The organism is Pseudomonas sp. B21-059 (assembly GCF_026016285.1).
GTDB classification, from domain to species: Bacteria; Pseudomonadota; Gammaproteobacteria; order Pseudomonadales; family Pseudomonadaceae; genus Aquipseudomonas; species Aquipseudomonas danubii.
Genome location: NZ_CP087201.1, coordinates 2,396,462 through 2,420,586, shown reverse-complemented (window position 1 = coordinate 2,420,586; position 24,125 = coordinate 2,396,462). Strand labels below are relative to the sequence as shown.

The following is a 24,125-nucleotide window of genomic DNA, read 5'->3' as shown; positions in this document are numbered from 1 at the left end:
GTTCAGCGGGAGCATTACTCACACCTCAACACAAGGAGTTGCAATGGGCGTCTCGCTCCCCGTCTGGCTCATTCTCACGGCAATAACCGCTTACGCTGCCAGTACACGTGGGCGCTCGGGTCCAAGATGGTTTGCAATCGGGCTGTTCTTTCCTGGCGTCGCCCTGCTTGCCGTGTGGTTGATGCCACGGCTGGCAAAGACTGGCGTTGATGCGCTGGTGCATGAGGATCTGCGCCCTTGTCCTGCCTGCACCCAGGACATCAACGCCAGCGCCTCACGATGCAAGCGCTGCGGCGCCGAAGTGGAGCCTATCGCCTTGAGGGATCGCAGCGGTTGGGTAGCGCGCATCAGCGCTCAAACCGATGAAGAGTTTGAACGCCTGGCTGCACAGATGGGGCTCATCGACATCCCCACCATTCTCGATGAGCCACCGCACCTTTTTGCCGGCCCGTTCGAAGAAAAGGCCGAGGCACAGAACACACTCAACTACCTGAAGTCCGAGCATGGCCTGGATGGACTGGTGACCTGGCGCTCAGTGACCCGGTAAATCAAATGCTTGCAAGCCGACCTCGTTAAGGATCAGACGTGTCCATCACCAATCCCAAAGTCATCGATTTCTGGGCAATTCCCAAAGACCCGCCCGACAGCCTGTTGCTGGTGATGACCGACCACCTCGAATGGGGCAGCAAGGCGGAACAAGGCGAACACCTGCTCTTGCTGCAAGAGAAAATCAACAGCTACATCGCCTTCATCGAAGGTGGCCAGATCTACACCGAGATCCCCGGCGCCTATGGCAAGTACCCGATCATCCAGGTCGTAGGCTTGTATGAACTGCCCGCGCAGGCCGAGTACTTCATGGCCCGCGTGACCGAAACCCTGAATGACGTGGGCATTGGCTTTAAGTTCGAACTCAGGGCCGACGAGAGGATTCGCAACATATAGCCGGGCCGCGCACGGCGGTGCCTCAGGCAGGCTTGATCAGCGCCCGGTTGAGGGCAATCACATCCACATCATCCTGGTGCGAGAAGTGCTCGATCACATCTTGCAGGTGCACATGCTCCAGGCCATTGGCCGCCATGTCAGCTGAAGCCTTGATCAGGAACTCACCCAGCGCCCTGAGCGTGTCCGGCTCGGCGAGAACGGTCAGCAGCCTCCCTCAGCCCTCTTTCTGCAACCGCGCAATCAAGGTGTCGATAAAGAACGCCAGGCTTTCCGGCAACACCCGCTTGGGCATGGTCAGCACCTGAATGTCCCGATCGCCCAAGCGCGGGTTGGACAGCGGCACCGACACCAGCCCATCCATGCCCTGCCCCTCACCACTGATGGCGCTGGCAAAGGCCACCGTATCGGACTGGCGCACAAACTCATGCAGCGCCTGGACTGACGCCTTCGCTGGCAAGCCAGCTCCTACATGGGGGGACGCTACACACCGCCCCATCTTCAGGCCGGCCGCAAGGCCGCCGTCACGCTCTTGATCTTGATCTGAACGCCCCGTTAACCACGATGGCCGAACGCAGGCATTGAGCCGTGGGTAACCCGGCAGGACGCCGGGTTAGCCGCCACCCGGCCATGGATGGCCGGTGGCGGCGGCCCACGGATCAATGCCGGAGTTCGGGCATGCCGAGCCTAGGCGAGGCACCGAGTGGAGGGGCAGAGCGTTTTGCTTACTTTTGCGCTCTTCAAAAGTGAGCCGCTGTAAGAGCGGAACCATAAGCGGCCGCCCCCGCAGCAACGGATATATCCACCAATCAGACCGCACCCTCAGGTTTTACAACCGCTACGCGCCCGAGCGGGAGCAAGACGAGTGCTCCGCCCCCCTACTACTGCACCGGCAAAAAATTCATCAACAACAAACTCTGCGCATAATTGAACCCCACCCGCCGATAGCGCTCATCCAGAATCTGCGTCAGCAAATCCAACCGCGCCACAATCTTCCCAAACTCCACAGCAAAACTCAGATTGCTGCCCTCCTCGGAAATCTCGTTGGAGAACAGCAACAACACCCCATTGGCATCCTGACGCTGGCTCAACAGCCAAGTGGCTTTTTCAATATTGCGCGCCGCATTACTGATGAACTGCGGATCAATGGTATCGGTCATGTAGAACTCGGTCCGCCCGCCATGGGCCGTCACCAACATGCTGCCAATGGCATAGATAAAGGCCCCGACCCGATCCCCCTGAAACTCCGGGCTCAAGGAATAACTCAAGGCCGCCAGATCACGACGATCCCCCAGGGCCGGCAATGGCTGGCGCTTTTCGATGGCATTGCGAATCTCACGCTGGGCCGTGGTGCCATCGGGGAACCCCGACTTGCGCCACTGGCTGGGATTACGCAGATAGAGCTTGCCCATCAGCAGGTACAGGCTCTGCAGGTTGTCGCGCATGCCGATGGTGGCCATGCGATCGACGCTGGTCTGGAAGAATTCGTCAGGCTTGCCTTCACGAAACTGTTTGGCGATATCGCGCCCTTGCTGCTGGGTGCAGGCCGTGGCGCCAAGCATCAGCAGCACCACCAGGAACAGGCGCTGAAAGCGGGTTTGCATCATGCAAGAAGAGGGAGCGTAGGCCATCGGCACCGGGTCGAAATTCACGGGCTGCGGCGGGGATCGGCGCGGCCAGGCCTGGTGATAGAACGCAAAACTGTAAAAAAGTGCGATGACCGCTGCCGACCATCGCCAAATCGCTCGCTTACGAGCGTCGCAACTGACCGGGGGAAACGATGATCTTGACGTTGTGTTCCTTGTTGTTGACCAGCTCCTCGAAGCCCTGGCCAACGATCTCTTCCAGCTGGATGCGCCCGGTCACCAGCGGCGCGATGTCCAGCCGGCCATCAGCGATAAAGGCGATCACATCGGCGAATTCACCGTTGTAGGCCAGGGCCCCCAGCACCGTTTTCTCGGTGGCCACCAGTTCGAAGAAGTTGAACTCGCTGGGCTCTTCGAAGATCCCCACCAGCACGCATTTGCCGGCTTTGCGGATCAGGTCGATGGCCAGCTTGGCGGTGTGCTTGTTGCCGATGCACTCAAAGCTGACATCGGCGCCCAATCCGCCGGTCAGGCGCTTGACCTCGGCCAGGGCGTCGCATTCCTTGGGATCGAGCACGTGGGTCGCGCCCACCTCCAGGGCCTTGGCCTTGCGCGCGCCGGACATTTCCAGGGCAATCACCTGGGCCGCGCCTGCGGCCTTGGCGCACATGATGGTGCACAGGCCGATGGTGCCGGCGCCGACCACCACCACGTTCTGCCCCAGCAGGCTGCCGGCCTTTTTCACCGCGTGCATGCCCACTGCCAGCGGCTCGATCAGCGCTCCGGCCTCGGCGGGAAAGTTGTCCGGCAAGGCGTACAGCAGGTTGGCCGGCACGTTGACCAATTCAGCGAAGGCACCGTTGTTCATCAGCCCGGTAAAGGCCAGGTTTTCGCAGATGTTGTACAGGCCGTGGGTGCAGTAGTAGCAGGTGCCACAGTGCTGGCAGGCGTCGGCGGCCACCGGCTGACCGAGGCTGAAACCCTGGACCCCTTCGCCCAGGGCAACGATCTCGCCGCAGAACTCGTGGCCGAGGATGCACTGGCCTTTGATCCCGGTCAGCGGATGCGGCGCGTCCACCGGAATGAACACCGGCCCGGCCACGTATTCGTGCAGGTCGGAACCGCAGATGCCGCACCAGTCGACGCGGATCTGCACCCAGCCGGCCGCTGGTGCGTCGGGCAGCGGTACGTCTTCGACGCGAATATCGTGGCGGCCGTGCCAGACCGCGGCGCGCATGCTCGGAACGGACTTGAGGGAAACACTCATCTTGGCTTCTCCTGATTGTTATAGGGCTGCGACGGCCCCCTGGCCGCCGCAGCACACCTCAGTGCTGGCGGATAAAGTCGAGGATCAGGCGGTTGACCTGCTCCGCCGCTTCCATCTGCAGCATGTGCCCCTGCCCCGGCAGCACCTCGATCTGCGCCTTGAGATCGGCGCTGTGGCTCACCGGGATGATCCGGTCGTCACTGCCCCAGATCACCAGCACCGGCTGCGCACCGTCCTGCACCACCGGGCGCAGGTCGGCCTGCTGGCGGCCATCGGCGAACAGCTTGCCGGCCAACTGCCCGAGGGCGTCCTGCACCCCTTCCAGGCGCTTGTACTTGAGCATGTCGTCGAGCATCTGCCGGTTCACCAGCTCGGCATTGGAGAACAGCTGCACCAGTTGCGGCTTGAGGGCATTGCGGTTGCTGGCCTCGACAAAACCTTGCAGGTAGTCGCCGTTGATCTCAGCGCCCAGCCCGGCGCTGCCGATCAGGGTCAGGGTGCGCACGCGGTCCGGCGCCAGCCGCGCGGTGTTGAGGGACACCGCGCCGCCCATGGAATGGCCTACCAGATGGGCCACGGGAATCTCCAGGTGATCCAGCAATGCAAGCAGCACTTCGCTCAATTCATCCAGGTCGCCGCGTTGCAGAGCCTTGGTCGATTCGCCGTGGCCCGGCAGGTCGAGGGCAATCACCCGGCGCCCGGCAGCCAGGGCTTCGTGGTTGAACAGCCAGTTGTTGAGGTCGCCGCCAAAGCCGTGCACCAGCACCAGCGGCATGCCGCCTTCGCCCCTTTCGAAATAACGGATCAAGCGGCCGCCAAGCTCGACCTTCTGCGGCGCCGGGCCACTGTCTTCGTCGGCGCTGTCGCCGGGCACGAAGCTGGCCTGGAACTGCTCGATCACCGCGTCGATCTCGGCGTCGCTGGCCTCGCCTTCGACCACGATGCCCAGCAGCGCGCCCACCGCCAGCGTCTCGTCCTGGCGGGCGATCTGCCGGCGCAGGATGCCGGAGAACGGCGCCTCGACGCTGCTGGAGATCTTGTCGGTCTCCACGTCCAGCACTTCATCGCCCTTGCTGATGCTCTGGCCTTCTTCCTTGAGCCAGGCATCGACCCGGCCCTCGGTCATCGACAGGCCCCACTTGGGCATGGTTAGGGTATGGATCTGGCTCATCAGCGGCTCCACTCGATCACAGTGAGCACGGCTTTTTCGATCTTCGCCGCGTCGGGGATGTACAGGTCTTCCAGGGCGTCGGAGAACGGCACTGGGGTGTGGGGCGCGGTGACCATTTCAATCGGCGCCTTGAGGGAGGCGAAGGCTTTCTGCGCCACCAGGGCCGAGATGTCGGTGGCCATGGAGCAGCGCGGATTGGCTTCGTCGATCACCACCAGGCGCCCGGTCTTCTCCACGCTTTCCAGGATGCTGTCTTCATCCAGCGGGCTGGTGGTGCGCAGGTCGATCACCTCGCAATCGATGCCGCGCCCGGCCAGGGCACGGGCCGCGTCCAGGGCGGTGTTCACCGTGCGCCCGTAGGACACCAGGGTCACGTCCTTGCCGTCGCGCAGGAAGTTGGCCTCGCCGAAGGGAATCGCGTAGGACTCTTCCGGCACGTCGCCCTGCAGGCTGTAGAGCATTTTGTGCTCGCAGAAGATCACCGGGTCGTTGTCGCGGATGGCCTGGATCAACAGGCCCTTGGCGTCGTAGGGCGACGAGGGGCAGACCACTTTCAGCCCGGGGATGTGGGTCCACAGCGAGGTGAGCATCTGCGAGTGCTGGGCCGCAGCGCGCAGGCCGGCGCCGACCATGGTGCGGATCACCAGCGGAGTCTGGGCCTTGCCGCCGAACATGTAGCGAAACTTCGCCGCCTGATTGAGGATCTGGTCCAGGCAGCAGCCGGCGAAGTCGACGAACATCAGCTCGCACACCGGGCGCACGCCACGGGTGGCGGCGCCGACCGCGGCACCGACGTAGCCGATTTCCGACAGCGGTGTGTCCAGCACCCGTCCGGGGAATTGATGGTAGAGGCCCTTGGTCACCCCGAGCACACCGCCCCAGGCGTCGTTGTCGCCGGGGGCGCCGGCGCCGCCCGCCACGTCTTCACCCATGATGAACACGCTGGGGTCGCGCCGCATTTCCTGGGCCAGGGCTTCGTTGATGGCCTGCTGGTAACTGATTTTTCTCGCCATGATGGTGGTCTCTTGTTGTTCTTGGAGGAGGCTGTAGAACCTGTTCACGATCTAGCGAGCGACGCTCAGGCAAGGCAAAAATGGCTGAGAAAGCGGAATTTAGGGCCCTAAATGAGCATTTCGAAGCCATTTTTAACGCCGCATGAGCTAAGCGCAGCAGATCGTGAGCAGGTTCTTATGGGTAAGCGACGTACACGTCGCTGAGCAGGTCGGCGGGGCTCGGCTTGGGGTCGGACTTGGCCTTGCGCACCGCGTCTTCGATCAGCGCTTCCACCTCGGCATCGATCTGCTCCAGCTGGCTGGCCTGCACCAGGCCCGAACGGGTGGTGCGTTCGCGGAACTGCATCAGGCAGTCGTTGTGCTCGCGGTAATGCTTGACCTCGTCGGGGGCGCGGTAGGTCTGGGCGTCGCCCTCGAAGTGGCCGTAGTAGCGGGTCAGCTTGACCTCGATCAGCGACGGCCCCTCCCCGGCCCGGGCGCGCTCCACGGCGGCGCCTGCGGCTTCGTGCACGGCGAAGAAATCAAAGCCGTCCACCGTCACCCCGGGCATGCCGAAACCGGCGGCGCGGTCGGCGATGTGGTCGCAGGCCACCGACCAGTTGGACGCCGTGGCCTCGGCGTAGCCGTTGTTCTCGGCAATGAACAGGCACGGCAGGTTCCACACCGAGGCCATGTTCATGGCCTCGAACACCGCGCCTTCGTTGGAGCCGCCGTCGCCGAAGAACACCACCGACACACCGTCGGTGCCTTGCAGCCGGGCGGCCAGGGCCGCGCCCACCACCAGCGGCGCCCCGGCACCGACGATGCCGTTGGCGCCGAGCATGCCCTTCTCGAAATCGGCGATGTGCATGGAGCCGCCCTTGCCCTGGCAGACCCCGGTCTTCTTGCCGTAGATCTCCGCCATCATCCCAAAGACGTCCACGCCCTTGGCGATGCAATGGCCGTGGCCGCGGTGGTTGGAGGCGATGCAGTCATCGTCGCGCAGGTGGGCCATGACCCCGGCGGCGGAGGCTTCTTCCCCGGCGTAGAGGTGGACGAAACCGGGGATCTCGCCGGTGGCGAATTCCACGTGCAGGCGTTCTTCGAATGCGCGGATGGTGCGCATCACCCGGTAGGCGTGGAGCAACTGGTCAGTGGTCAGGGGTGTCGACATTTTTATTCTCCAGGGTGTCTTCGGACTGAAGGTTCACGGGGTGTTGCCGGTGATCGCGGTCGATGGCCAGCAGGCGCTGGCGCGCCGCGTGTGCCAGGACCGCGTTGACGTCGATGCTCAGCGGGCCGCCGGCATCCAGGGTGACCGTGGGCCGGTCGTGGGGGTTGAATTCGATCTCGCGCTCGCCATCCAGGGCCAGGGTGCCGGCGCTCAGGCACAGCGGCTGGGGCACGTCGGGTTGCAGGTAACCGGACTCCAGCACCCCGCAGCCCTGCAGCAGGCCGGGGGCCAGGGGCACCAGCAGCGCTTCGGGGGATTGCGGGTCCAGGCGCATCCAGGCGCCGTGGGGTTCCTGGCGAGTCACCGGCAGCCACAGCCCGCAAAGGGCGGAAATGCCGATGGACTGGGGCTCGGCGAAGGTCACGAAGACCTCGGCCAGATCGCTGGCGCGGCTGATGGCCCGGGCGCCGACAAAGGCCAGGGGCGACACCGCCACATCCACCAGGGCCACCTCGCACAGGCCCCGGGACGGCTCGCGCACCAGCAGCCGCTTGTTGCGCCGCAGGGCGATCTCGGCGGGCACCCGGCCGCTGGCGTAGAGCCCACCGGCCAGCCCGGCGCTGGTGGCTTCGCGCAGTTCCGGAAAGGCGTTGTTGGTGCCGGTGGACAGGGTCAGCAGCGGAATGTCACCGACCTCGGCGGCCACCGCCTTGTGGGTGCCGTCGCCCCCGAGCACGGCGATCAGCGCCACCTCGCGCTCGGCCATCCAGCGCGCGGCCTGACGGGTGTCCTCGACGCTCTGGCGCAGGGTCAGGTCGAGGAACTCCAGGGCCGGCCAGTGCTGCTCCCGGGCCTGGCGGCTGCGGCTGTTTTTCTGCACCGCGGCGGCGATACCGGTCATGTCGGTAGGCATCAGCACCTGGGTGATGCCGGTGGCGCCAAAAGCCGCCAGCAGACGCTGGATCACCGAGACCTTGTCGGTGCTGGAGAACAGCCCGGCGTTGGCGGTGAGGCGGCGCACATCACGGCCCGAGGCCGGGTTGGCGATGATGCCAACGGTCAGGGGGCGGCGGTTCATGGGCTCACCGCGGGCGGAGCACAGGCAGGAGAAAACATCGGGCACCTCGTTCTTATTCTTCGATGGGCCAGTCGACGCGGGTTGCCGGAGACTGGTTGCCAAGGGCCAGAGCAAGGCCGGTGCCAGGTGTCGGAAAACCTCTGCAAAAGGCTGTTCCAGAGCGGCTGACGCGCTTGCTGCGGCGCGTTGAAGCCAGCCTTCCGTGAGACGTTGCATGTCAGGCTGCACGGGGCCTGGGCGAGACCTTGAGACGTTGCGTCTCACTGCCGTCCCGGCGGCGTTCGGTGCTTGTCGAGGGCGGCGGATCGGCGCTTAATGCGCCGACAACGATAAGAAGCTGCAACCGGAGGCCTTCATGCTTTCCGCACATTCCAAAGCCCACGTGGACTGCGTCAGCCGGGTCCTGAAAAACGCCGCGCACCTGCCCCAGGCGCCCGTGCCGAGCCTGATCCTCGATTCCTGGCGGCGCTCCATGGAGCAGCACCAGCTGGACCCCGGCTCGCTGCAGGGGCCGCGCATCCTGTCGGAAAACGTGCTCAAGGAATGCCGTGAGCGCTCCGAGCTGTTCCTGCGCATTGCCAGCGAAGAAGTGGCGCGCCTGCATGGCCGGGTGCGCGACGCCGACTACTGCGTGCTGCTCACCGACGCCCAGGGCCAGACCATCGACTACCGGGTGGAATCCACCTTGCGCAACGACTGCCGCAAGGCCGGGCTGTACCTGGGCACCTGCTGGTCGGAGGGTGAAGAAGGCACCTGCGGCGTGGCGGCGGTGCTCACCGCGCGCACGCCGATCACCGTGCACAAGCGCGACCACTTTCGCGCCGCGTTTATCGGCCTGACCTGCTCCGCCGCGCCGGTGTTCGATCCCCAGGGCGAGCTGCTGGGGGTGCTGGACGTATCGGCGGTGCGCTCCCCGGATGACCGCCGTTCCCAGCACCTGATCCGGCAGATGGTGGTGCAGAGCGCGCGGGAGATCGAACAGGCGTTCTTCATGAACAGCGCCCAGGGTTACTGGGTGCTGCGGGCCCATGCCAGCCCGGGCTATGTCGACAGCCAGCCCGATTACCTGCTGGCCTGGGACGATGACGGTTGCCTGCGGGCGCTGAACCCGGCGGCGCGCCATTACCTGCTGCGCCGCTATGGCCGCTTGCCGCAGCACATCACCCAGGTGTTCGACCCGCAGCTGTTGCAGCGCGCCCGGGACGAAGCCCTGTGCCCGCTGTCCGCCGAGCTGCATGGCCGCTTGCAGGCGCCGCGCCGGCCCCAGAGTCGCCCGCGCCTGAGCCTGGCCGGCGAACCGCTGGACCCGCGAGTGGAACAGAGCCTGCGCCTGGCGGTGCGGGTCAAGGACCGCCACCTGCCGGTGCTGATCCAGGGCGAAACCGGTTCCGGCAAGGAAGTCTTCGCCCGCCAGCTGCACCAGGCCAGCCAGCGCCGGGACCGGCCCTTTGTCGCGGTGAACTGCGCGGCGATTCCCGAGAACCTGATCGAGAGCGAGCTGTTCGGTTACGTCGCCGGGGCCTTTACCGGGGCCTCGAACAAAGGCATGCAGGGCCTGCTGCAACAGGCCGATGGCGGCACCCTGTTCCTCGATGAAATCGGCGACATGCCCCTGGCCTTGCAGACCCGCCTGCTGCGGGTGCTGGCCGAGGGTGAAGTGGCGCCGCTGGGGGCCGCGCAGCGCAAGGCGGTGGATATCCAGGTGATCTGCGCCACCCACCGCGACCTGGAAGCGCTGGTGGCCGAGGGCAGCTTTCGCGAAGACCTGTATTTCCGCCTCGGTGGCGCGCGCTTTCAGCTGCCGCCGCTGCGCGAACGCAGCGACCGGCTGGCACTGATCACACAGATTGTCGAAGAAGAATCCAAGCGCTGCGGCGCGCCGGTGCAACTGGGCAATGCGGCGTTGGAATGCCTGCTGGGCTACCGCTGGCCGGGCAACGTGCGGCAATTGCGCCACGTGCTGCGCTACGCCTGCGCCGTATGCGAAGGGCCGCTGATCCAACTGCATGACTTGCCCGAACAACTGCGCGGCACAGCAGCCGACGGCGCCCTGCCCGCCCTGGAAACCGCCACCAGCCCCGAGCGCCAGGCCCTGCTCGACGCCCTGGTGCGCCACCGCTGGAAACCCGTCGCAGCTGCCAAGGCCCTGGGCATCTCCCGCGCCACCCTGTACCGCCGCGTGCAACAGCACGGCATCCAGATGCCCGGCCGCAGCCCGGTCTAACCCCAATGAAAACCTGTAGCCGCTGCTGAGCCTGCGAAGCTGCGCAAAGGCCCGCAGGGCCTTGCTTGGCGATCTCCCGCCGAATCTTCAGCGCCTTCAAAATCCCCGCGTCTCCTGCACAGCCGTGCGCAGCCTGCGGCAGCGGCTACAGGGTTGGGTTGAGGCGGGCGCGGTAGCGCCCGGGGCTTTCGCCGGTCCATTTCTTGAACGCGCGGTGGAAGGCGCTGGGCTCTTGGAAGCCGGTCAGTTCGGCAATCTCGCTGATGCTGACGCTGGTGCGGCGTAGCAGTTCGACGGCCACGCCGCGGCGTACTTCGTCCTTGATCTCTTGATAGGAGCCGCCCTCGCGCTCCAGGCGCCGGCGCAGGGTGCTGGCGCTCATCTGCACTTCGCGGGCGAAGGCTTCCAGGGTCGGCCACTGGCTGTAGTGACTGCTGCGCAGGCGTTGGTGCACCTGGCGGGTCAGGCCGTGCTGGTTGCGAAAGCGGATCACCAGCCACTGCGGGGCGCTGCGCAGGAACACCTTGAGCGAGGCCAAATCCTGGACCACCGGCAGGCGCAAAAAGCGGCTGGCAAATTCGATCTCGGTGCGCCCGGCGTTCCAGGTCAGGTTGCTGCCCCACAGCAGCGGGTCGTCGCTGAGGCTCAGGCGTGAATGACGAAAATCAGCGCGGTCGATGGGAATCCGCCGCCCGCCGAGCCAGCACAACAGGCTGATGATCAGCACCAGCAGGGTTTCCTCGGCGTAATGGCTACGCAGCGGATCGTCGCAGCGGCTGTCCAGGCTGATCACCGCGCGCTTGCCCCGCAAGCTGAGGCTGGCGCCGACGTCGCGTAAAAACAGGCCAAAGTTGTTCAGGCACTGGCGCAAGGCCTTTTCCAGGTTGGGCTCCTGGATCAGCCCGCGGCAGATCAGGGCGAAAGCCCCCGGCGGCATGCCCCGGGAGTCGAGCTGGAAGAATTCGTCCTGCAACTCGCGGATCTGGATCAGCCACAACGCGGCAAAGGCGCTGCCGGGCACCCGCGCCCGGGGCTGGTCGAGCAGCGCCGGGTCGATGCCGGCCTCCCTCAGTACCGCCGCCAGCCGCGCCGGCTGCTGGCGCAGGGCGTGGGTCATCACCCGGACAAAATAGACCGCGACCGAATCCGTTTCACGCATGTAGAGGCTGTGCTCCCGTAGCTGGACCTATGGCAAAAAACGCCAGCACCCTTGACCGCTTTCGGCATAGGCCGGCCACCGTGTGCGGCTCTAGACTCGCGCTGGATAACCCGCAGGGCAAGGCAACCGCGCCATGCTCCGCGAAGGCCATGAACAAAGGAAGAGCTGAAGATGAATCTTGCAAATATCGGGGTGATCGGCGCCGGCACCATGGGCAACGGCATCGCCCAGGTCTGCGCCCAGGCGGGCTTCGACGTGACCCTGCTGGACATCGCCCAGGGCGCCCTGGAAAAAGCCCTGGCCACCATCGGCAAGAACCTCGACCGTCAGGTGAGCAAAGGCACCTTGAGCGAAGACGACAAGCGCGCCGCCCTGGACAAGATCCGCATCAGCACCGACTACAGCGTGCTCAAGGACGCGCAACTGGTGATCGAAGCCGCCACCGAGAACCTCGACCTCAAGCTCAAGGTGCTGCAGCAGATCGCCGCCCAGGTCAGCGCCGAGTGCGTGATTGCCTCCAACACCTCGTCGCTGTCGATCACCCAACTGGCGGCCAGCGTCAGCGCGCCGGAGCGCTTTATCGGCCTGCATTTTTTCAACCCGGTGCCGGTGATGGGCCTGATCGAGGTGATCCGCGGCCTGCAGACCAGCGATGCGACCCACGCCCTGGCCATGAACATGGCCGAGCGCCTGGGCAAGACCGCGATCACCGCCGGCAACCGCCCGGGGTTTGTGGTCAACCGCATCCTGGTGCCGATGATCAACGAGGCGATCCTGGTGTTCCAGGAAGGCCTGGCCAGCGCCGAGGACATCGACGCCGGCATGCGCCTGGGCTGCAACCAGCCCATCGGCCCGCTGGCCCTGGCCGACCTGATCGGCCTGGACACCCTGCTGGCGATCCTTGAAGCCTTCTACGACGGCTTCAACGACAGCAAGTACCGCCCCGCGCCGCTGCTCAAGGAAATGGTTGCCGCCGGCTACCTGGGGCGCAAGACCGGTCGGGGTTTCCATACCTATGGCTGAGCGCTGCTCACGCTTTGCCGACAGCCGCGACAAGGCCCTGGAGCTGTTCGCCAGCAAGGGCTTCGGCCAGGTCGGCATGCGTGAGCTGGCAAGCCATCTGGGGCTGACCCCGGGCTCGCTGTACCACCATTACCCGAGCAAGCAGCACCTGCTGCTGGACCTGATCGAAGAGTTCTTCGATGAGCTGCACAGCACCCTCAAGCGCCTGCAACGGCGCAAGTTGCAGGGTGACTGCCTGCCGGCGCTGATCCGCGCCCACTTGAAGCTGCACCGGGAATTGCCGCGGCATTTCCGCTTGGTGGAGCGTGACAGCGGCTGCCTCAATCCCGACCAGCAGTTGCGGGTCGGGCAATTGCGCGAGCGTTACGAGCAACAGCTGCTGCAACTGCTGGGTACCCCGCCCGGCCTAGGTCCGCAAGCCCAGCGCGCCGCCGCCCATGCCCTGGCCAACCTGCTGAACAGCGCCCCCAGCTGGTTCAGCGAGCAACCGCTGGCCGAGCGTGAACGCGAAGCCCTGCTGGAAAACCTGCTCAGCGGCGCCATCGAGCGCCTGCTGGGGGGCGCGCCGCTGCACAGCGCGGTGGCCTGAGCCTCAGCCTCAGCGCAGTTGCAGCGGGTCCACCAGCCCGGCGGCAATCGCCATGCCCACCAGCTGCGGCAGGTGCTCGGCCTGCATGCGCTTCATCACCCGTGAGCGGTACAGGTCGATGGTCTTGATGCTGACCCCCAGTTGCTCGGCGATCTCGCGGTTGCTATAGCCCTGCACCAGCGGCAGCAGTACGTCCTTCTCCCGTGGCGTCAGGCTCTCCAGCAAACCTTGCACCCGGGCCTGCCCGGCGCTCTGGTGCTGATGGCGGTCGGCGCGGCTCAGGGCCTGCTGCACGCTGTCCAGCAGCAGCTGTTCGTTGTAGGGCTTCTCGATGAAATCCACCGCCCCGGCCTTGAAGGCGCGGACCACGATGGGCACGTCGGCGTGGCCGCTGACAAAGATCAGCGGCAGGTGGATATCGCGCTGGCGCAACTCTTCCTGGACATTCAGCCCGCCCATGCCGGGCATGCGCACATCCAGCAGCACGCAGGCATTGAGGCTGGGGTCGCAGTGTTCGAGAAACTCGCGGCCGCTGGTGAACGGCAGCGCCTTGAGGCCCACCGACTCCAGGAGCCAGACGGTGGAGTCGAGCATGCCCGGGTCGTCGTCGACCACGTACACCAGCTGCTGCGCCTCACTTGTCATTGCCTTGCTCCTGTTGTCGGGTGGGAAGTTGCATCGGGATCGGCCGGGGCCGTGGCCGGCAGGTGGCAGCACATCGTCAAGCCACGCTCCTGGAGCTGAGCCTGCAAGTCGCCACCAAAGCCTTCGACGATGCTGCGGCTCATGGACAGTCCGAGCCCCAGGCCGTTGGCCTTGCTGGTGTAGAACGGGGTGAACAGCTGGGGCAACTGCTCGGCAGACACCCCGGGGCCCTGGTCGCTGACGCTGATCCGCACCCCGCCTTCGGCCGCCGCTTCGGCGCCCAGCACAATGTGCGAGCCTTGCTGTGGATGCACCTCGCGATTGGCCTCGATGGCGTTGCGCAACAAGTTCAGCAGCACCTGTTCCAGCAGCACCCGGTCGGCATACACCGGCGGCAGATTATCCGCCAGCTGCAAGTCGATCGTCACCTGGCTGGCCTGGGCTTCCCAGGCGCACAGGCGCACGGTTTCCCGGGCCACTTCGGCGAGGTCCAGGGCCTGCACCCGGCGCCCGCCCTTGCTCAGAAAGGCCCGCAGGCGCTTGATCACTTCGGCGGCGTGGGTCGCCTGTTCGGCGATCCGCTCCAGGCCCTGGGCGACCTTGCGGGCGGCGTCGGGCTGGGTGTCCAGGGCCTGCAAATAACGTTGGCTGGCGTTGGCGTAATTGACCACCGCCGCCAGGGGCTGGTTGATCTCGTGGGCGATGCCCGAGGCCAGTTCGCCCAGGGTCACCAGGCGCGCCGTGTGGGCCAGCTCGTCCTGGTGATGGCGCTGCTGGGCCTCGCGCAGTTCGCGCTCGCTCTGATCGTGGGCCACCAGGGAATAGAAACGCTCGCCGCTGGCGGCGCGATGGGCCAGGAGCATCAGCGACACCGGCACCGAACCGCCGCCGGCCGGGGGTTGCAGGCGCGTCTCGACGCTCCAGCGGCCGCTGCGCTCGGCACAGCTCCAGCCTTCCTGTTGCAGGCTCTGCAGCACTTCCTGGCTGAGGATCGCCGCCAGCTCCGGCATCGCCTGCCCGGCGGCAAGCCCCAGGGTGCGCCGCGCGGCCGGGTTGAGGTAGGTCACCGCGCCGCCGGGCTGGATGAACAGCACCGGGTCGGGGTTGGCCTCTACCACTTCCGCCAGGCGCCGCTTGTTCTCTTCGGCCTGGACCCTGGCGGTGATGTCCCGGGACACCGCCACCACTTCCACCACGGTCCCGGTGTAGGTGTCGCGGATGCCGCGGCAGGCGGTTTCGAACCACAGGTAATGACCGTCGCGATGGCGGATGCGGTAGGTCATGGTGTGGTAGCCGTCCTGCTCCAGGGCGTCCTGAGTGCGCTGCATCAGCCCAGCCAGATCCTGACTGTGGAACAGGCTGCGGGCCAGCAGGCCGCGCAGTTGTTCGGGCCAGTAGCCCAACAGGGTCCAGGACGCCGGCGAGGCGTCGAGGAAGGTGCCGTCCGGGGTGTGCCGGGAAATCAGGTCGGTGGTGTTCTCGGTGATCAGCCGGTACAGGCGCCGGGCCCGGGCCGACTCGCGCTCGGCCTGGACCTGGGTCGTGGCCTCTTGGCAGCGGGCCAATACCCGCTGCCGGTGCGGGTCAGGGATAAAGCTCCAGAGCAGGATGCGTTCGCCCCACTGGGCCTCCACCTGTTCGATGGCGCGCTGCTGCTCCAGGCAGGCCCGCACCAGGGCCGGGTGGTTGATCGGCAGCAGGGCCGCGAGATCGCCAGTGGCCGCATCGTCCAGCCACTGGCGCAGCGCCGGGTTGAGGTCCAGCGGCTGCGCCCGGGCGTCCAGCAGCAGGCTCGGTTGCGGGTCGTGGCCGAGCCAGGGCGAGTCCGGCAAGCGGCCTTCACGCTGGAGCTGCAGCCAGCGGCTCAGGTGGGTGGAGGTGGGCATGGTCGATCAACCTGTGGGTGGCAACAGCAAAGATTAAATATAGTACAACTACTATACAACTCAGGTAGTACTTCCATATCAATCGACAAACAGTATATAAAAGACCCCGGATAAGTCACCGAGCGCCTGCAAAAAGCCTCGGCCAATAGAGCTAATAATCAGCCACCGGGTACCCGAACCATGTCCATCTACGAGCAAGGCCTGGCGCCGTCTGCCGTCAACCATATCGCCCTCTCCCCCTTGAGCTTCATCGAACGCACCGCTGCGGTTTACCCCGATTATCCGGCGGTGATCCACGGTTCGATCCGCCGCACCTGGGCCCAGACCTACAGCCGCTGCCGGCGTCTGGCCTCGGCCCTGGCCGGGCGTGGTATCGGCAAGAACGACACGGTGGCGGTGATGCTGCCGAACATCCCGGCGATGCTTGAAGCGCATTTTGGCGTGCCGATGATCGGCGCCGTGCTCAATGCCCTCAACGTACGCCTGGACGCCGAGGCCATCGCCTTCATGCTGGCCCACGGCGAAGCCAAGGTGCTGATCGCCGACCGCGAGTTCCATGAGGTGATCCACGCCGCCGTGGCCATGCTCGACCACCCGCCCCTGGTGATCGACCTTGACGACCCCGAGTACGGCGAAGGCCAGCCGGTCAGCGATCTGGACTACGAGGCCTTTCTTGCCGAGGGCGATCCGGAGTTTGCCTGGCAGTGGCCGGATGACGAGTGGCAGGCCATCGCCCTCAACTACACCTCGGGCACCACCGGCAACCCCAAGGGCGTGGTCTATCACCACCGCGGCGCCTACCTCAATGCCCTGGGCAACCAGATGACCTGGGCCATGGGCAACCACCCGGTGTACCTGTGGACCCTGCCGATGTTCCACTGCAATGGCTGGTGCTACCCCTGGACCGTCACCGCCCTGGCCGGGGTGCATGTGTTTTTGCGCCGGGTCGACCCGCAGAAGATCCTCAACCTGATCCGCGAGCATCAGGTCACCCACCTGTGCGGCGCGCCCATCGTGCTCAATGCCCTGGTGAACATGCCGGACTCGGCCAAGGCGGCCATCGACCACCCGGTCAACGCCATGGTGGCCGGGGCCGCGCCACCGGCCAAGGTGATCGGCGCCGTGGAGGAGATGGGCATCAAGGTGACCCACGTCTACGGCCTGACCGAGGTCTACGGCCCGGTGACCCTGTGTGCCTGGCACGCGGCCTGGGACGAGCTGCCGCTGGAGCAGCGGGCGCAGATCAAGTCGCGCCAGGGCGTGCGCTACCCGACCCTGGAAGGGGTGATGGTGGCCGATCCGAAGACCCTCGAACCCATGCCCCGGGACGGCCAGACCATCGGTGAGATCTTCATGCGCGGCAATACCGTGATGAAGGGCTACCTGAAGAACCCCACGGCCACCGCCGAAGCCTTCGAGGGCGGCTGGTTCCACACCGGCGACCTGGGGGTGACCCACCCCGACGGCTACATCGAAATTCGCGACCGACTCAAGGACATCATCATTTCCGGCGGCGAGAACATCTCCACCATCGAGCTGGAAGGCGTGCTCTATCGCCACCCGGCGGTGCTGGAAGCGGCGGTGGTGGCCCGGCCCGACGAAAAATGGGGCGAAACCCCCTGCGCCTTCATCACCCTCAAGGCCGATCACCAGGACGTGAGCGAAGCCGAGATCATCGCCTTCTGCCGCGAACACCTGGCGGGCTTCAAGGTGCCGCGCACCGTGGTCTTCAGCACATTGCCCAAGACCTCCACCGGCAAGATCCAGAAGTTCGTCCTGCGCGACCTGGCGAAAAACCTCTAGCCTGAATACACCGACCCAGCCCCTGTAGGAGCTGGCCGGGCGGCGCTCCGCTTGCCAGCGAAGGCGTCGGCCATGGCTCGCGGGCCTCTTCGCCGGCAAGCCGGCTCCTACAAGATGGTGGGATTTTCGTTAGTGATTCATGCGGCCATGGCCGCTCAACCTCCCCTTTTGCCCGAGGTTCCTGCAATGCCCGAATTCAATGCTCCGCTGCGCGATATGCGCTTTGTCCTGCATGAAGTGTTCAATGCGCCCAAGCTCTGGGCCCGTCTGCCGGCCCTGGCCGATACCGTGGACGGCGACACCGCCGACGCCATTCTCGAAGAAGCGGCCAAGGTCACCGGCAATCTGATCGCCCCGCTCAACCGCAGCGGCGACGAGGAAGGCGCCAGCTGGCACGCCGGGCAGGTACGCACCCCGGCCGGTTTCAAGGAGGCCTACAGCACCTATATCCAGGGCGGCTGGGTCGGCCTGAGCGGCAACCCGGCCTACGGCGGCATGGGCATGCCGAAGATGCTCGCGGTGCAGTTCGAAGAGATGCTCTACGCCGCCAACTCCAGCTTCGCCCTGTACTCGGCCCTGAGCTCCGGGGCCTGCCTGGCCATCGACGCCCACGCCAGCGAAACGCTCAAGCAGCTGTACCTGCCGCCGATGTACGAAGGCCGCTGGGCCGGCTCCATGTGCCTGACCGAGGCCCACGCCGGCACCGACCTGGGGATCATCCGCACCCGCGCCGAACCCCAGGCCGACGGCAGCTACCGCATCAGCGGCAGCAAGATCTTCATCACCGGCGGCGAGCAGGACCTGACCGAGAACATCATCCACCTGGTGCTGGCCAAGCTGCCGGACGCCCCGGCCGGGCCCAAGGGCATCTCGCTGTTCCTGGTGCCGAAGATCCATGTGGACGCCAACGGCAACCTCGGCGCGGCCAACGCGGTGAGCTGCGGCTCCATCGAACACAAGATGGGCATCAAGGCCTCGGCCACCTGCGTGCTGAACTTCGACGGCGCCAGCGGCTGGCTGATCGGCGAGGCCAACAAGGGCCTGGCGGCAATGTTCACCATGATGAACTACGAGCGCCTGTCCATCGGCATCCAGGGCATCGGCTGCGCCGAGAACTCCTACCAGAACGCCCGCACCTACGCCCGCGAACGCATCCAGAGCCGCTCCCCGGCCGGCCCGGTGGCCAAGGACAAGATCGCCGACCCGATCATCGTCCACCCCGATGTGCGGCGCATGCTGCTGTCGATGAAAGCCATGACCGAAGGCGGCCGGGCCTTTGCCAGCTACGTCGGCCAGCAGCTGGACCTGGCCAAGTTCGCCGACCAGCCCGTTGAGCGCCAGAACGCCGAGGCCCTGGTGGCGCTGCTGACCCCGGTGGCCAAGGCCTTCTTCACCGACACCGGGCTGGACAGCTGCGTGCTCGGCCAGCAGGTCTTCGGCGGCCACGGCTACATCCGCGAGTGGGGCCAGGAGCAATTGGTGCGTGATGTGCGCATCGCCCAGATCTACGAAGGCACCAATGGCATCCAGGCCCTGGACCTGTTGGGGCGCAAGGTGGTGGGCAATGGCGGTGTGGCCCTGCGCCTGTTCACCGGCGAGATCCGCGACTACGCCTACCTGCCCGGCGCCGCCTACGCCGCCGAGTTGCTGGATGCGGTGCAGCGCCTGGAAGACCTCAGCGACTGGCTGCGCGAACAGGCGGCGCACAACCCCCACGCGGTGGGCAGCGCCTGCGTCGAATACCTGCAGCTGTTCGGTTACGTGGCCTATGCCTATCTGTGGGCGCGCATGGCCCAGGTGGCCGAGCACAAGCGCTCCGAGGACGACGGTTTCTACGGCGCCAAGCTGGCCACCGCGCGCTTCTACTTCAGCCGCCTGCTGCCGCGCATCCTCAGCCTGGAGCAGAGTATCCGCGCCGGCAGTGACTCGCTGTTCGGCCTCGACGCCGAGCACTTCTGAGGGCCTGGGCAGGGCGCCCGCCGCCCTGCCCAGTGCCGGTAAAAAAGCCGCGCCCGCAGGTGCAAAACCTCGGGCGCCGCTGCATACTCCGCGCACCCGAGCACCGCCCAAGGAAGAAACGTGTTGGCCCCCGCCCTGATCATCGCCAGCTCAGCCATCGTGCTGCTGCTCGGCACCTTGCACCTGATCTACACCTTCGCCAGCGACAAATTCCAGCCCCGTGATCCGGCCCTGGCCGAACGCATGACCCGTCAGACCAGCCTGTGGCGGGCCTGGGTCGGCTTCAATGCCAGCCACAGCCTGGGCGCCATGCTGTTTGGCCTGGTCTATGGCTACCTCGCCTGGCTGCACCCGGCCCTGCTGCTGGAGGCCCGCGGCTTGCTGCTGATCGGCCTGGGGTTTCTTGCCAGCCTGTGGGTGCTGGCGATCCGTTACTGGTTCCGCATTCCCCTGGTGGGCATCAGCCTCGCCCTGGTGCTGTTCGCGGCTGCCTGCGGTTTGCTGTTGGTTTGAACCTGAGCCGCCCTCCCTCATCGTCCCTGTTACTCTCGAGTTCCTTCATGTCCCGCCTGTACACCCTCTGGTCCCGGCTCTACTACCCGCTGTGCTGGATCGCCGTCGCCGCGCCCCTGGCCAGCATGATCCATTGCAACCTGAACCTGATCGTGCCCCGGGAGGTCGGCGGCACCCTGTTCGGCGGCTCCATGGGCTTTGTGATGTACCTGGGCGGCTGGGCCCTCAGCGTCCTGGGCCTGGTGCTGGCGCTGCTGACCCGGGTGCCCGGCGCGCGCCTGGCCTTGATCGTCGCCGGGCTGGTGCAAGGGCTGCTGGGCCTGTGGTGGCGGATCAACTACCCGGATGATTTCGACGGCAACCTGCTCTTCAGCATCCAGCCCCGGGAGCTGGACTATGTGATGGTCTTCGGCTTCGCCCTGGTCTACAGCGGCGTCTACTTGTTGCGTCAGCAGCGGCTCAAGCCGCGTCCACCCGCCACTGGCAATCTGCTCGCGCTGCGCACCCTGTGGGCCCTGTTGCTGGCGGCGACCTTCATGCTCCCACCGCTGCTGGCCATCACCCGCAAACCCCTGCCCTATTGCGCCTTCGACCGAGCCGGCAATCAGTTGAGCGTGTGCCTGGGTCCGGACACCCGAGTGATTGTCGACTGAGCGTCACCCCGGCTTCTTTCTACCTGTTCTCTACCTTGATGAGTGTGACCATGTCTCGCCTGTTTACCCTGTGGTTGTGGCTGTACCGCCCCCTGTGCTGGATCGTCGTCGCCATCCCGCTGTCGGTGATGCTGTTGTGCGACGTGCAAATGATGCAACCGCGGGATGTCAGCGGCACGCTGTTCGGCGGCGCCATGGGTTTTCAGCTGTACCTGTTTGCCTGGGTGCTGTGCCTGATCGGCCTGGCCCTGGCCCTGCTGACCCGGATGCCCGGCGCGCGCATGGCGTGGCTGATGGCCGGGCTGGTGCCGTTGCTGCTGGGGGTGTGGTGGCGGCTCACCTACCCGGATGATGAGGATGGCAGCCGCGCGTTCAGCCCCCAGGCCTGGGAGCTGGACTACATGATGGGCGTCGTCGGCGTGCTCTTCATCAGCGGCCTGTACCTGTACTGGCGCCGCCGCCTCGTCTCACGGCCCGCCGCCCACAGCGCCGATGTGCTGTTTCTGCAGACCCTGTGGGCGCTGGTGCTGGCGGCGGCGTTCATCCTGCCGCCGCTGAGCTTCATCAAGCAGCAATCCCTGCCCCGCTGCGCGTTCAACAAGGCCGGGGAGCAATTGACCGTGTGCCTGAGCGATGATCCGAACGAGCCTGTGATTGTCGACTGACCCGGCGCTTGCAGCAGCCCGGACACAAAAAAGCCCCGAACCGATCGGGGCTTTTTTCTGCCGGGTGCTATCGAAGCTTGGTGGCCGGTGCTTCCCTGCGCAGCGGCAAGGTGGCAGCAAAGGCCAGGGCTTCTTCCCGGGTGCCAAAAGTGGCGAGCCGGTCACCCGGGGTGCAGACCTTCCAGGGGCCGTGGTTGACGCTCAATACCTGATAACCGTTGATCTGCAACTTGTTCAACAGTGGCGTACTCATGGACACCTCCTTTTTGTCAGCGTGCCTGGGGCTTGGCCGTTTTACCTTACACCCGCAGAACGATCCGGCGACGGCCGCATGTCGGCGCTCGGTCATTTCCTCAGGTTGGCCAGAGGGTCGTAGGCGCGCGAACGCTTGCGCTGGTGCTCGGGTTCGGGCTGATCCAGGGGCGCCCTGGCCGGGCCCACCGGATCGACCTGGGGGTCGGCGAGGTCCGGCGAATCGGGGTCGAAACCCGGGTCATGGGGATTCGAGGCGTGCTCGGACGAGCGCGGCCCCGTGGGGTTCTTGGCAGCCATGGTCAGCTCCTGTGCTAGCCCGCAACAGGGCGGGTACAGCCTTTGGATTGCGATCTGCTCCGAGGGTGCCGGCAAACGGACCAATGGCCACCGGCAAATTGCATTGCGCTGCGCAGCGTCGCAGGATGACGCCCTGGCCCACAACCGCTCAAAAGGAAGTGTTGATGACAATTCGTGCCGTGGTTTTCGATTTTGGTGGCGTGCTGTTCGACTGGAGCCCGCACCACCTGTACCGCCAGCTGATCCCTGACGACACCCGTCGCCAGTGGTTCCTCGACACCGTCTGCACCCAGGCCTGGAACACCCAGCAAGACGCCGGCCGGCCCCTGGCCGAAGCGACCCGCAGCCTGGTGGCCGAGCATCCCGAGCATGCGCCGCTGATCGAAGCCTATTACGGGCGCTGGCCGGAGATGCTCAAGGGACCGCTGGAAGACGGCGTGGCCCTGCTGGAGGACCTGCACCAGGCGCAGATGCCGCTGTTCGGGTTGACCAACTGGTCCCAGGAAACCTTTCCCTATGCCTGGGAGAATTACCCGTTTTTGCAGAAGTTTCGCGACATTGTGGTGTCGGGGCAGGAGCGACAGATCAAGCCGGATGCCGAGATCTATCACACGGCCTTGGGGCGCATTCGTGCGCATTTGCCGGGGGTGGCGCCTGAGGAGTTGGTGTTCATTGATGATCATGCGCCGAACATCGTCGCGGCCAGAGCGTTGGGGTGGCGGGCGATTCATCATGTGGCCGCGGGGGAGACGCGGAGGCAGTTGGGGGAGTTGGGGGTGGTTTGAGTCCTGGGGCTTTTTTTGGGGAGGGGGACATATCCGGTGCTGCGGGTGTGGCTACTGGCGGTTCCGCTCTTACAGCGGCTTTGGGTACATATCCGTTCTTGCGGGTGCGGCCGCTGGCGGTTCCGCTCTTACAGCGGCTTTGGGTACATATCCGTTCTTGCGGGTGCGGCCGCTGGCGGTTCCGCTCTTACAGCGGCTCACTTTTGAAGAGCGCAAAAGTAAGCAAAACGCTCTGCCCCTCCACTCGGTGCCTCGCCTAGGCTCGGCATGCCCTCACTCCGGCATTGATCCGTGGGCCGCCGCCACCGGCCATCCATGGCCGGGTGGCGGCTAACCCGGCATCCCTGCCGGGTTACCCACGGCTCAATGCCTGCGTTCGGCCATCGTGGTTAACGGGGCTAACAGATCAAGATCAAAAGCCAGAGCAAGATCAAAATCTGACGGCGGCCTGCCGGCCGGCCTGTTTCATTGCCGTTCGCGTTAATGTAGCCGCTGCCGAAGGCTGCGACCGGCTCCGCAGGAGACGCTAAACCTGCCTCCCCAATTTTCCTGATATACCGCGTCGCCTGGTTTCGCAGCCTTCGGCAGCGGCTACAAAGAGCCGGCCTGCGCACCTTGGCTTTGGCTTTCGATCTTGATCTTGATCTTGATCTTCAGGCCCCTTCCCAGCCGGCCGAGCGTAGGCGTTGCGTAGGGGGCAGCTCGGCATGGATGCCGAGCTAGCCGCCACCCGGCCATGGATGGCCGGTTGGCGGCGGGCCCCCGGAGCAATGCCGAAGCGAGGGAACCCCGAGCCCCAGCGAGGGGCCCATGGAGGGGCAAGCGTTTTTTGGTTCCTTTTTTTGGCGTTTGAAAAAAAGGGACTCGCCGTAAGGGCGAAACCCTAAGCGGCCGTTACCGCAGGAATGGATATGTACCCCACCCCCCGCTGTAAAAGCGAAACCACCAGCCGCCACACCCGCAGAAATAGATACGTACCCCAAACCCGCTATAAAAACGCCCCCAAACCGCCCCCCTGCAACACCTACTCCCCCCACCTGCCACGAAAAAAACACCCCCTCTATCGCCATCCGCAATCACCCCCACCCCTCCATATCGCTCCATGGAATACCCCAAAAATCCCCCCCTTACCCCCGTGAATCCACCTGTCGGAAACCCACAAAATCAATGTGCCATTACCCCGCCAATTCCCCCCGCGCTGCTTAACTGCAAAAGCTGCCAAGTACCGCAGCCCCCCTAACCCCCAAGGAAGGCACACACCATGAGCCCCACCTCGCAACACACGGTTGTCCCCTACGGAGTCGCGATCCAGTCGGCCATCGCCGAAGGCCAGCTACCCCAGATGAAAGCCCTGCTGGCCAAGCGCGATCCGAAGCACGACGAGCCCAAGGATCTGAAAGCCGCCTACGAAAAACTGGCCAAGGAAGTCGCCCGCCTGGAACAGCACTAATCGCTGTTTCCC

Annotated in this window: 23 protein-coding genes and 1 pseudogene; 12 read left to right on the top strand and 12 right to left on the bottom strand. The window is 65.4% G+C overall.

The features are described from left to right. Window positions 1–43: 43 nt before the first annotated feature. Window positions 44–547, top strand: a complete 504-nt coding sequence (locus LOY69_RS11070; protein ID WP_110653723.1) for an SPOR domain-containing protein — start codon at window positions 44–46, stop codon at window positions 545–547. A gap of 38 nt (window positions 548–585) precedes the next feature. Beyond that, window positions 586–942: a DUF6572 domain-containing protein gene (locus LOY69_RS11065; protein WP_265074535.1), complete on the top strand. Its 357-nt coding sequence runs from the start codon at window positions 586–588 to the stop codon at window positions 940–942. Between the two features lie 214 nt (window positions 943–1,156). On the opposite strand, the gene LOY69_RS11060 is transcribed toward LOY69_RS11065, so the two are convergent. From LOY69_RS11060 to LOY69_RS11030, 7 genes and pseudogenes are all read right to left on the bottom strand, one after another. Beyond that, on the bottom strand, window positions 1,157–1,399 hold the full coding sequence (locus tag LOY69_RS11060) for a hypothetical protein (protein WP_258379800.1): 243 nt from the start codon (window positions 1,397–1,399) through the stop codon (window positions 1,157–1,159). A gap of 421 nt (window positions 1,400–1,820) precedes the next feature. Further along, a complete protein-coding gene (locus LOY69_RS11055) occupies window positions 1,821–2,546 on the bottom strand; it encodes a hypothetical protein (RefSeq protein WP_170004158.1) in 726 nt (241 codons plus the stop codon). Between the two features lie 142 nt (window positions 2,547–2,688). Next, entirely contained in the window at window positions 2,689–3,762 is a 1,074-nt protein-coding gene (locus LOY69_RS11050; protein WP_265074887.1) for a 2,3-butanediol dehydrogenase, read from the bottom strand. Between the two features lie 88 nt (window positions 3,763–3,850). Then, entirely contained in the window at window positions 3,851–4,963 is a 1,113-nt protein-coding gene (locus LOY69_RS11045) for an acetoin dehydrogenase dihydrolipoyllysine-residue acetyltransferase subunit (RefSeq protein WP_265074534.1), read from the bottom strand. Further along, on the bottom strand, window positions 4,963–5,976 hold the full coding sequence (locus LOY69_RS11040; protein WP_170004164.1) for an alpha-ketoacid dehydrogenase subunit beta: 1,014 nt from the start codon (window positions 5,974–5,976) through the stop codon (window positions 4,963–4,965). Before LOY69_RS11040 ends, LOY69_RS11045 begins: the two co-directional genes overlap by 1 nt. 175 nt (window positions 5,977–6,151) lie before the next feature. After that, window positions 6,152–7,129 carry a thiamine pyrophosphate-dependent dehydrogenase E1 component subunit alpha gene (locus LOY69_RS11035; protein ID WP_265074533.1) on the bottom strand — a complete coding sequence of 326 codons (978 nt, stop codon included), beginning with the start codon at window positions 7,127–7,129 and terminating at the stop codon, window positions 6,152–6,154. A gap of 2 nt (window positions 7,130–7,131) precedes the next feature. Then, window positions 7,132–8,207 (bottom strand): annotated as a pseudogene (locus tag LOY69_RS11030) (ATP-NAD kinase family protein). Window positions 8,208–8,562: 355 nt separating this feature from the next. Between LOY69_RS11030 and LOY69_RS11025 the strand changes: the two are divergent. Continuing rightward, window positions 8,563–10,431, top strand: a complete 1,869-nt coding sequence (locus tag LOY69_RS11025; RefSeq protein ID WP_265074531.1) for a sigma-54-dependent Fis family transcriptional regulator — start codon at window positions 8,563–8,565, stop codon at window positions 10,429–10,431. 145 nt (window positions 10,432–10,576) lie between these two features. On the opposite strand, the gene LOY69_RS11020 is transcribed toward LOY69_RS11025, so the two are convergent. Next, a complete protein-coding gene (locus LOY69_RS11020) occupies window positions 10,577–11,590 on the bottom strand; it encodes an AraC family transcriptional regulator (protein ID WP_110597086.1) in 1,014 nt (337 codons plus the stop codon). Window positions 11,591–11,761: 171 nt separating this feature from the next. Here LOY69_RS11020 and LOY69_RS11015 point away from each other — a divergent pair, with 171 nt between their 5' ends. Continuing rightward, window positions 11,762–12,613, top strand: coding sequence for a 3-hydroxybutyryl-CoA dehydrogenase (locus tag LOY69_RS11015; protein WP_110597085.1), 852 nt, complete (start codon window positions 11,762–11,764; stop codon window positions 12,611–12,613). Then, complete coding sequence (locus LOY69_RS11010) at window positions 12,606–13,202, top strand: TetR/AcrR family transcriptional regulator (protein ID WP_102880269.1); 597 nt, start codon at window positions 12,606–12,608, stop codon at window positions 13,200–13,202. Before LOY69_RS11015 ends, LOY69_RS11010 begins: the two co-directional genes overlap by 8 nt. A 9-nt stretch (window positions 13,203–13,211) precedes the next feature. On the opposite strand, the gene LOY69_RS11005 is transcribed toward LOY69_RS11010, so the two are convergent. Continuing rightward, complete coding sequence (locus tag LOY69_RS11005) at window positions 13,212–13,847, bottom strand: response regulator transcription factor (RefSeq protein WP_102880268.1); 636 nt, start codon at window positions 13,845–13,847, stop codon at window positions 13,212–13,214. After that, entirely contained in the window at window positions 13,844–15,733 is a 1,890-nt protein-coding gene (locus LOY69_RS11000) for a PAS domain S-box protein (protein ID WP_265074530.1), read from the bottom strand. Before LOY69_RS11000 ends, LOY69_RS11005 begins: the two co-directional genes overlap by 4 nt. Window positions 15,734–15,913: 180 nt before the next feature. Here LOY69_RS11000 and LOY69_RS10995 point away from each other — a divergent pair, with 180 nt between their 5' ends. The 5 genes from LOY69_RS10995 to LOY69_RS10975 all read left to right on the top strand — a co-directional run bounded on the left by LOY69_RS10995 (window position 15,914) and on the right by LOY69_RS10975 (window position 21,326). Beyond that, window positions 15,914–17,536, top strand: a complete 1,623-nt coding sequence (locus tag LOY69_RS10995; RefSeq protein WP_102880266.1) for an acyl-CoA synthetase — start codon at window positions 15,914–15,916, stop codon at window positions 17,534–17,536. Window positions 17,537–17,722: 186 nt separating this feature from the next. Then, window positions 17,723–19,495 carry an acyl-CoA dehydrogenase C-terminal domain-containing protein gene (locus tag LOY69_RS10990; protein WP_123392682.1) on the top strand — a complete coding sequence of 591 codons (1,773 nt, stop codon included), beginning with the start codon at window positions 17,723–17,725 and terminating at the stop codon, window positions 19,493–19,495. A gap of 120 nt (window positions 19,496–19,615) precedes the next feature. Next, the gene (locus tag LOY69_RS10985) at window positions 19,616–20,008 is read left to right on the top strand and encodes an LIC_13387 family protein (RefSeq protein WP_265074529.1); all 393 of its coding nucleotides are present in this window, start codon (window positions 19,616–19,618) and stop codon (window positions 20,006–20,008) included. A 47-nt stretch (window positions 20,009–20,055) separates the two neighbouring features. Beyond that, window positions 20,056–20,661, top strand: coding sequence for a hypothetical protein (locus tag LOY69_RS10980; protein WP_265074528.1), 606 nt, complete (start codon window positions 20,056–20,058; stop codon window positions 20,659–20,661). A gap of 50 nt (window positions 20,662–20,711) precedes the next feature. Beyond that, the gene (locus tag LOY69_RS10975; RefSeq protein WP_102880261.1) at window positions 20,712–21,326 is read left to right on the top strand and encodes a hypothetical protein; all 615 of its coding nucleotides are present in this window, start codon (window positions 20,712–20,714) and stop codon (window positions 21,324–21,326) included. A 67-nt stretch (window positions 21,327–21,393) separates the two neighbouring features. Here the strand turns inward: LOY69_RS10975 and LOY69_RS10970 are convergent, their stop codons facing one another. Both LOY69_RS10970 and LOY69_RS10965 read right to left on the bottom strand, forming a co-directional pair. Further along, window positions 21,394–21,579: a DUF2188 domain-containing protein gene (locus LOY69_RS10970; RefSeq protein WP_102880260.1), complete on the bottom strand. Its 186-nt coding sequence runs from the start codon at window positions 21,577–21,579 to the stop codon at window positions 21,394–21,396. Window positions 21,580–21,671: 92 nt separating this feature from the next. Then, entirely contained in the window at window positions 21,672–21,878 is a 207-nt protein-coding gene (locus tag LOY69_RS10965) for a DUF6021 family protein (protein ID WP_102880259.1), read from the bottom strand. 164 nt (window positions 21,879–22,042) lie between these two features. Here LOY69_RS10965 and LOY69_RS10960 point away from each other — a divergent pair, with 164 nt between their 5' ends. Further along, a complete protein-coding gene (locus tag LOY69_RS10960) occupies window positions 22,043–22,663 on the top strand; it encodes an HAD family hydrolase (protein WP_213666002.1) in 621 nt (206 codons plus the stop codon). Window positions 22,664–23,924: 1,261 nt separating this feature from the next. Then, window positions 23,925–24,113: a DUF1843 domain-containing protein gene (locus LOY69_RS10955; RefSeq protein WP_102863589.1), complete on the top strand. Its 189-nt coding sequence runs from the start codon at window positions 23,925–23,927 to the stop codon at window positions 24,111–24,113. Window positions 24,114–24,125: the final 12 nt, after the last annotated feature.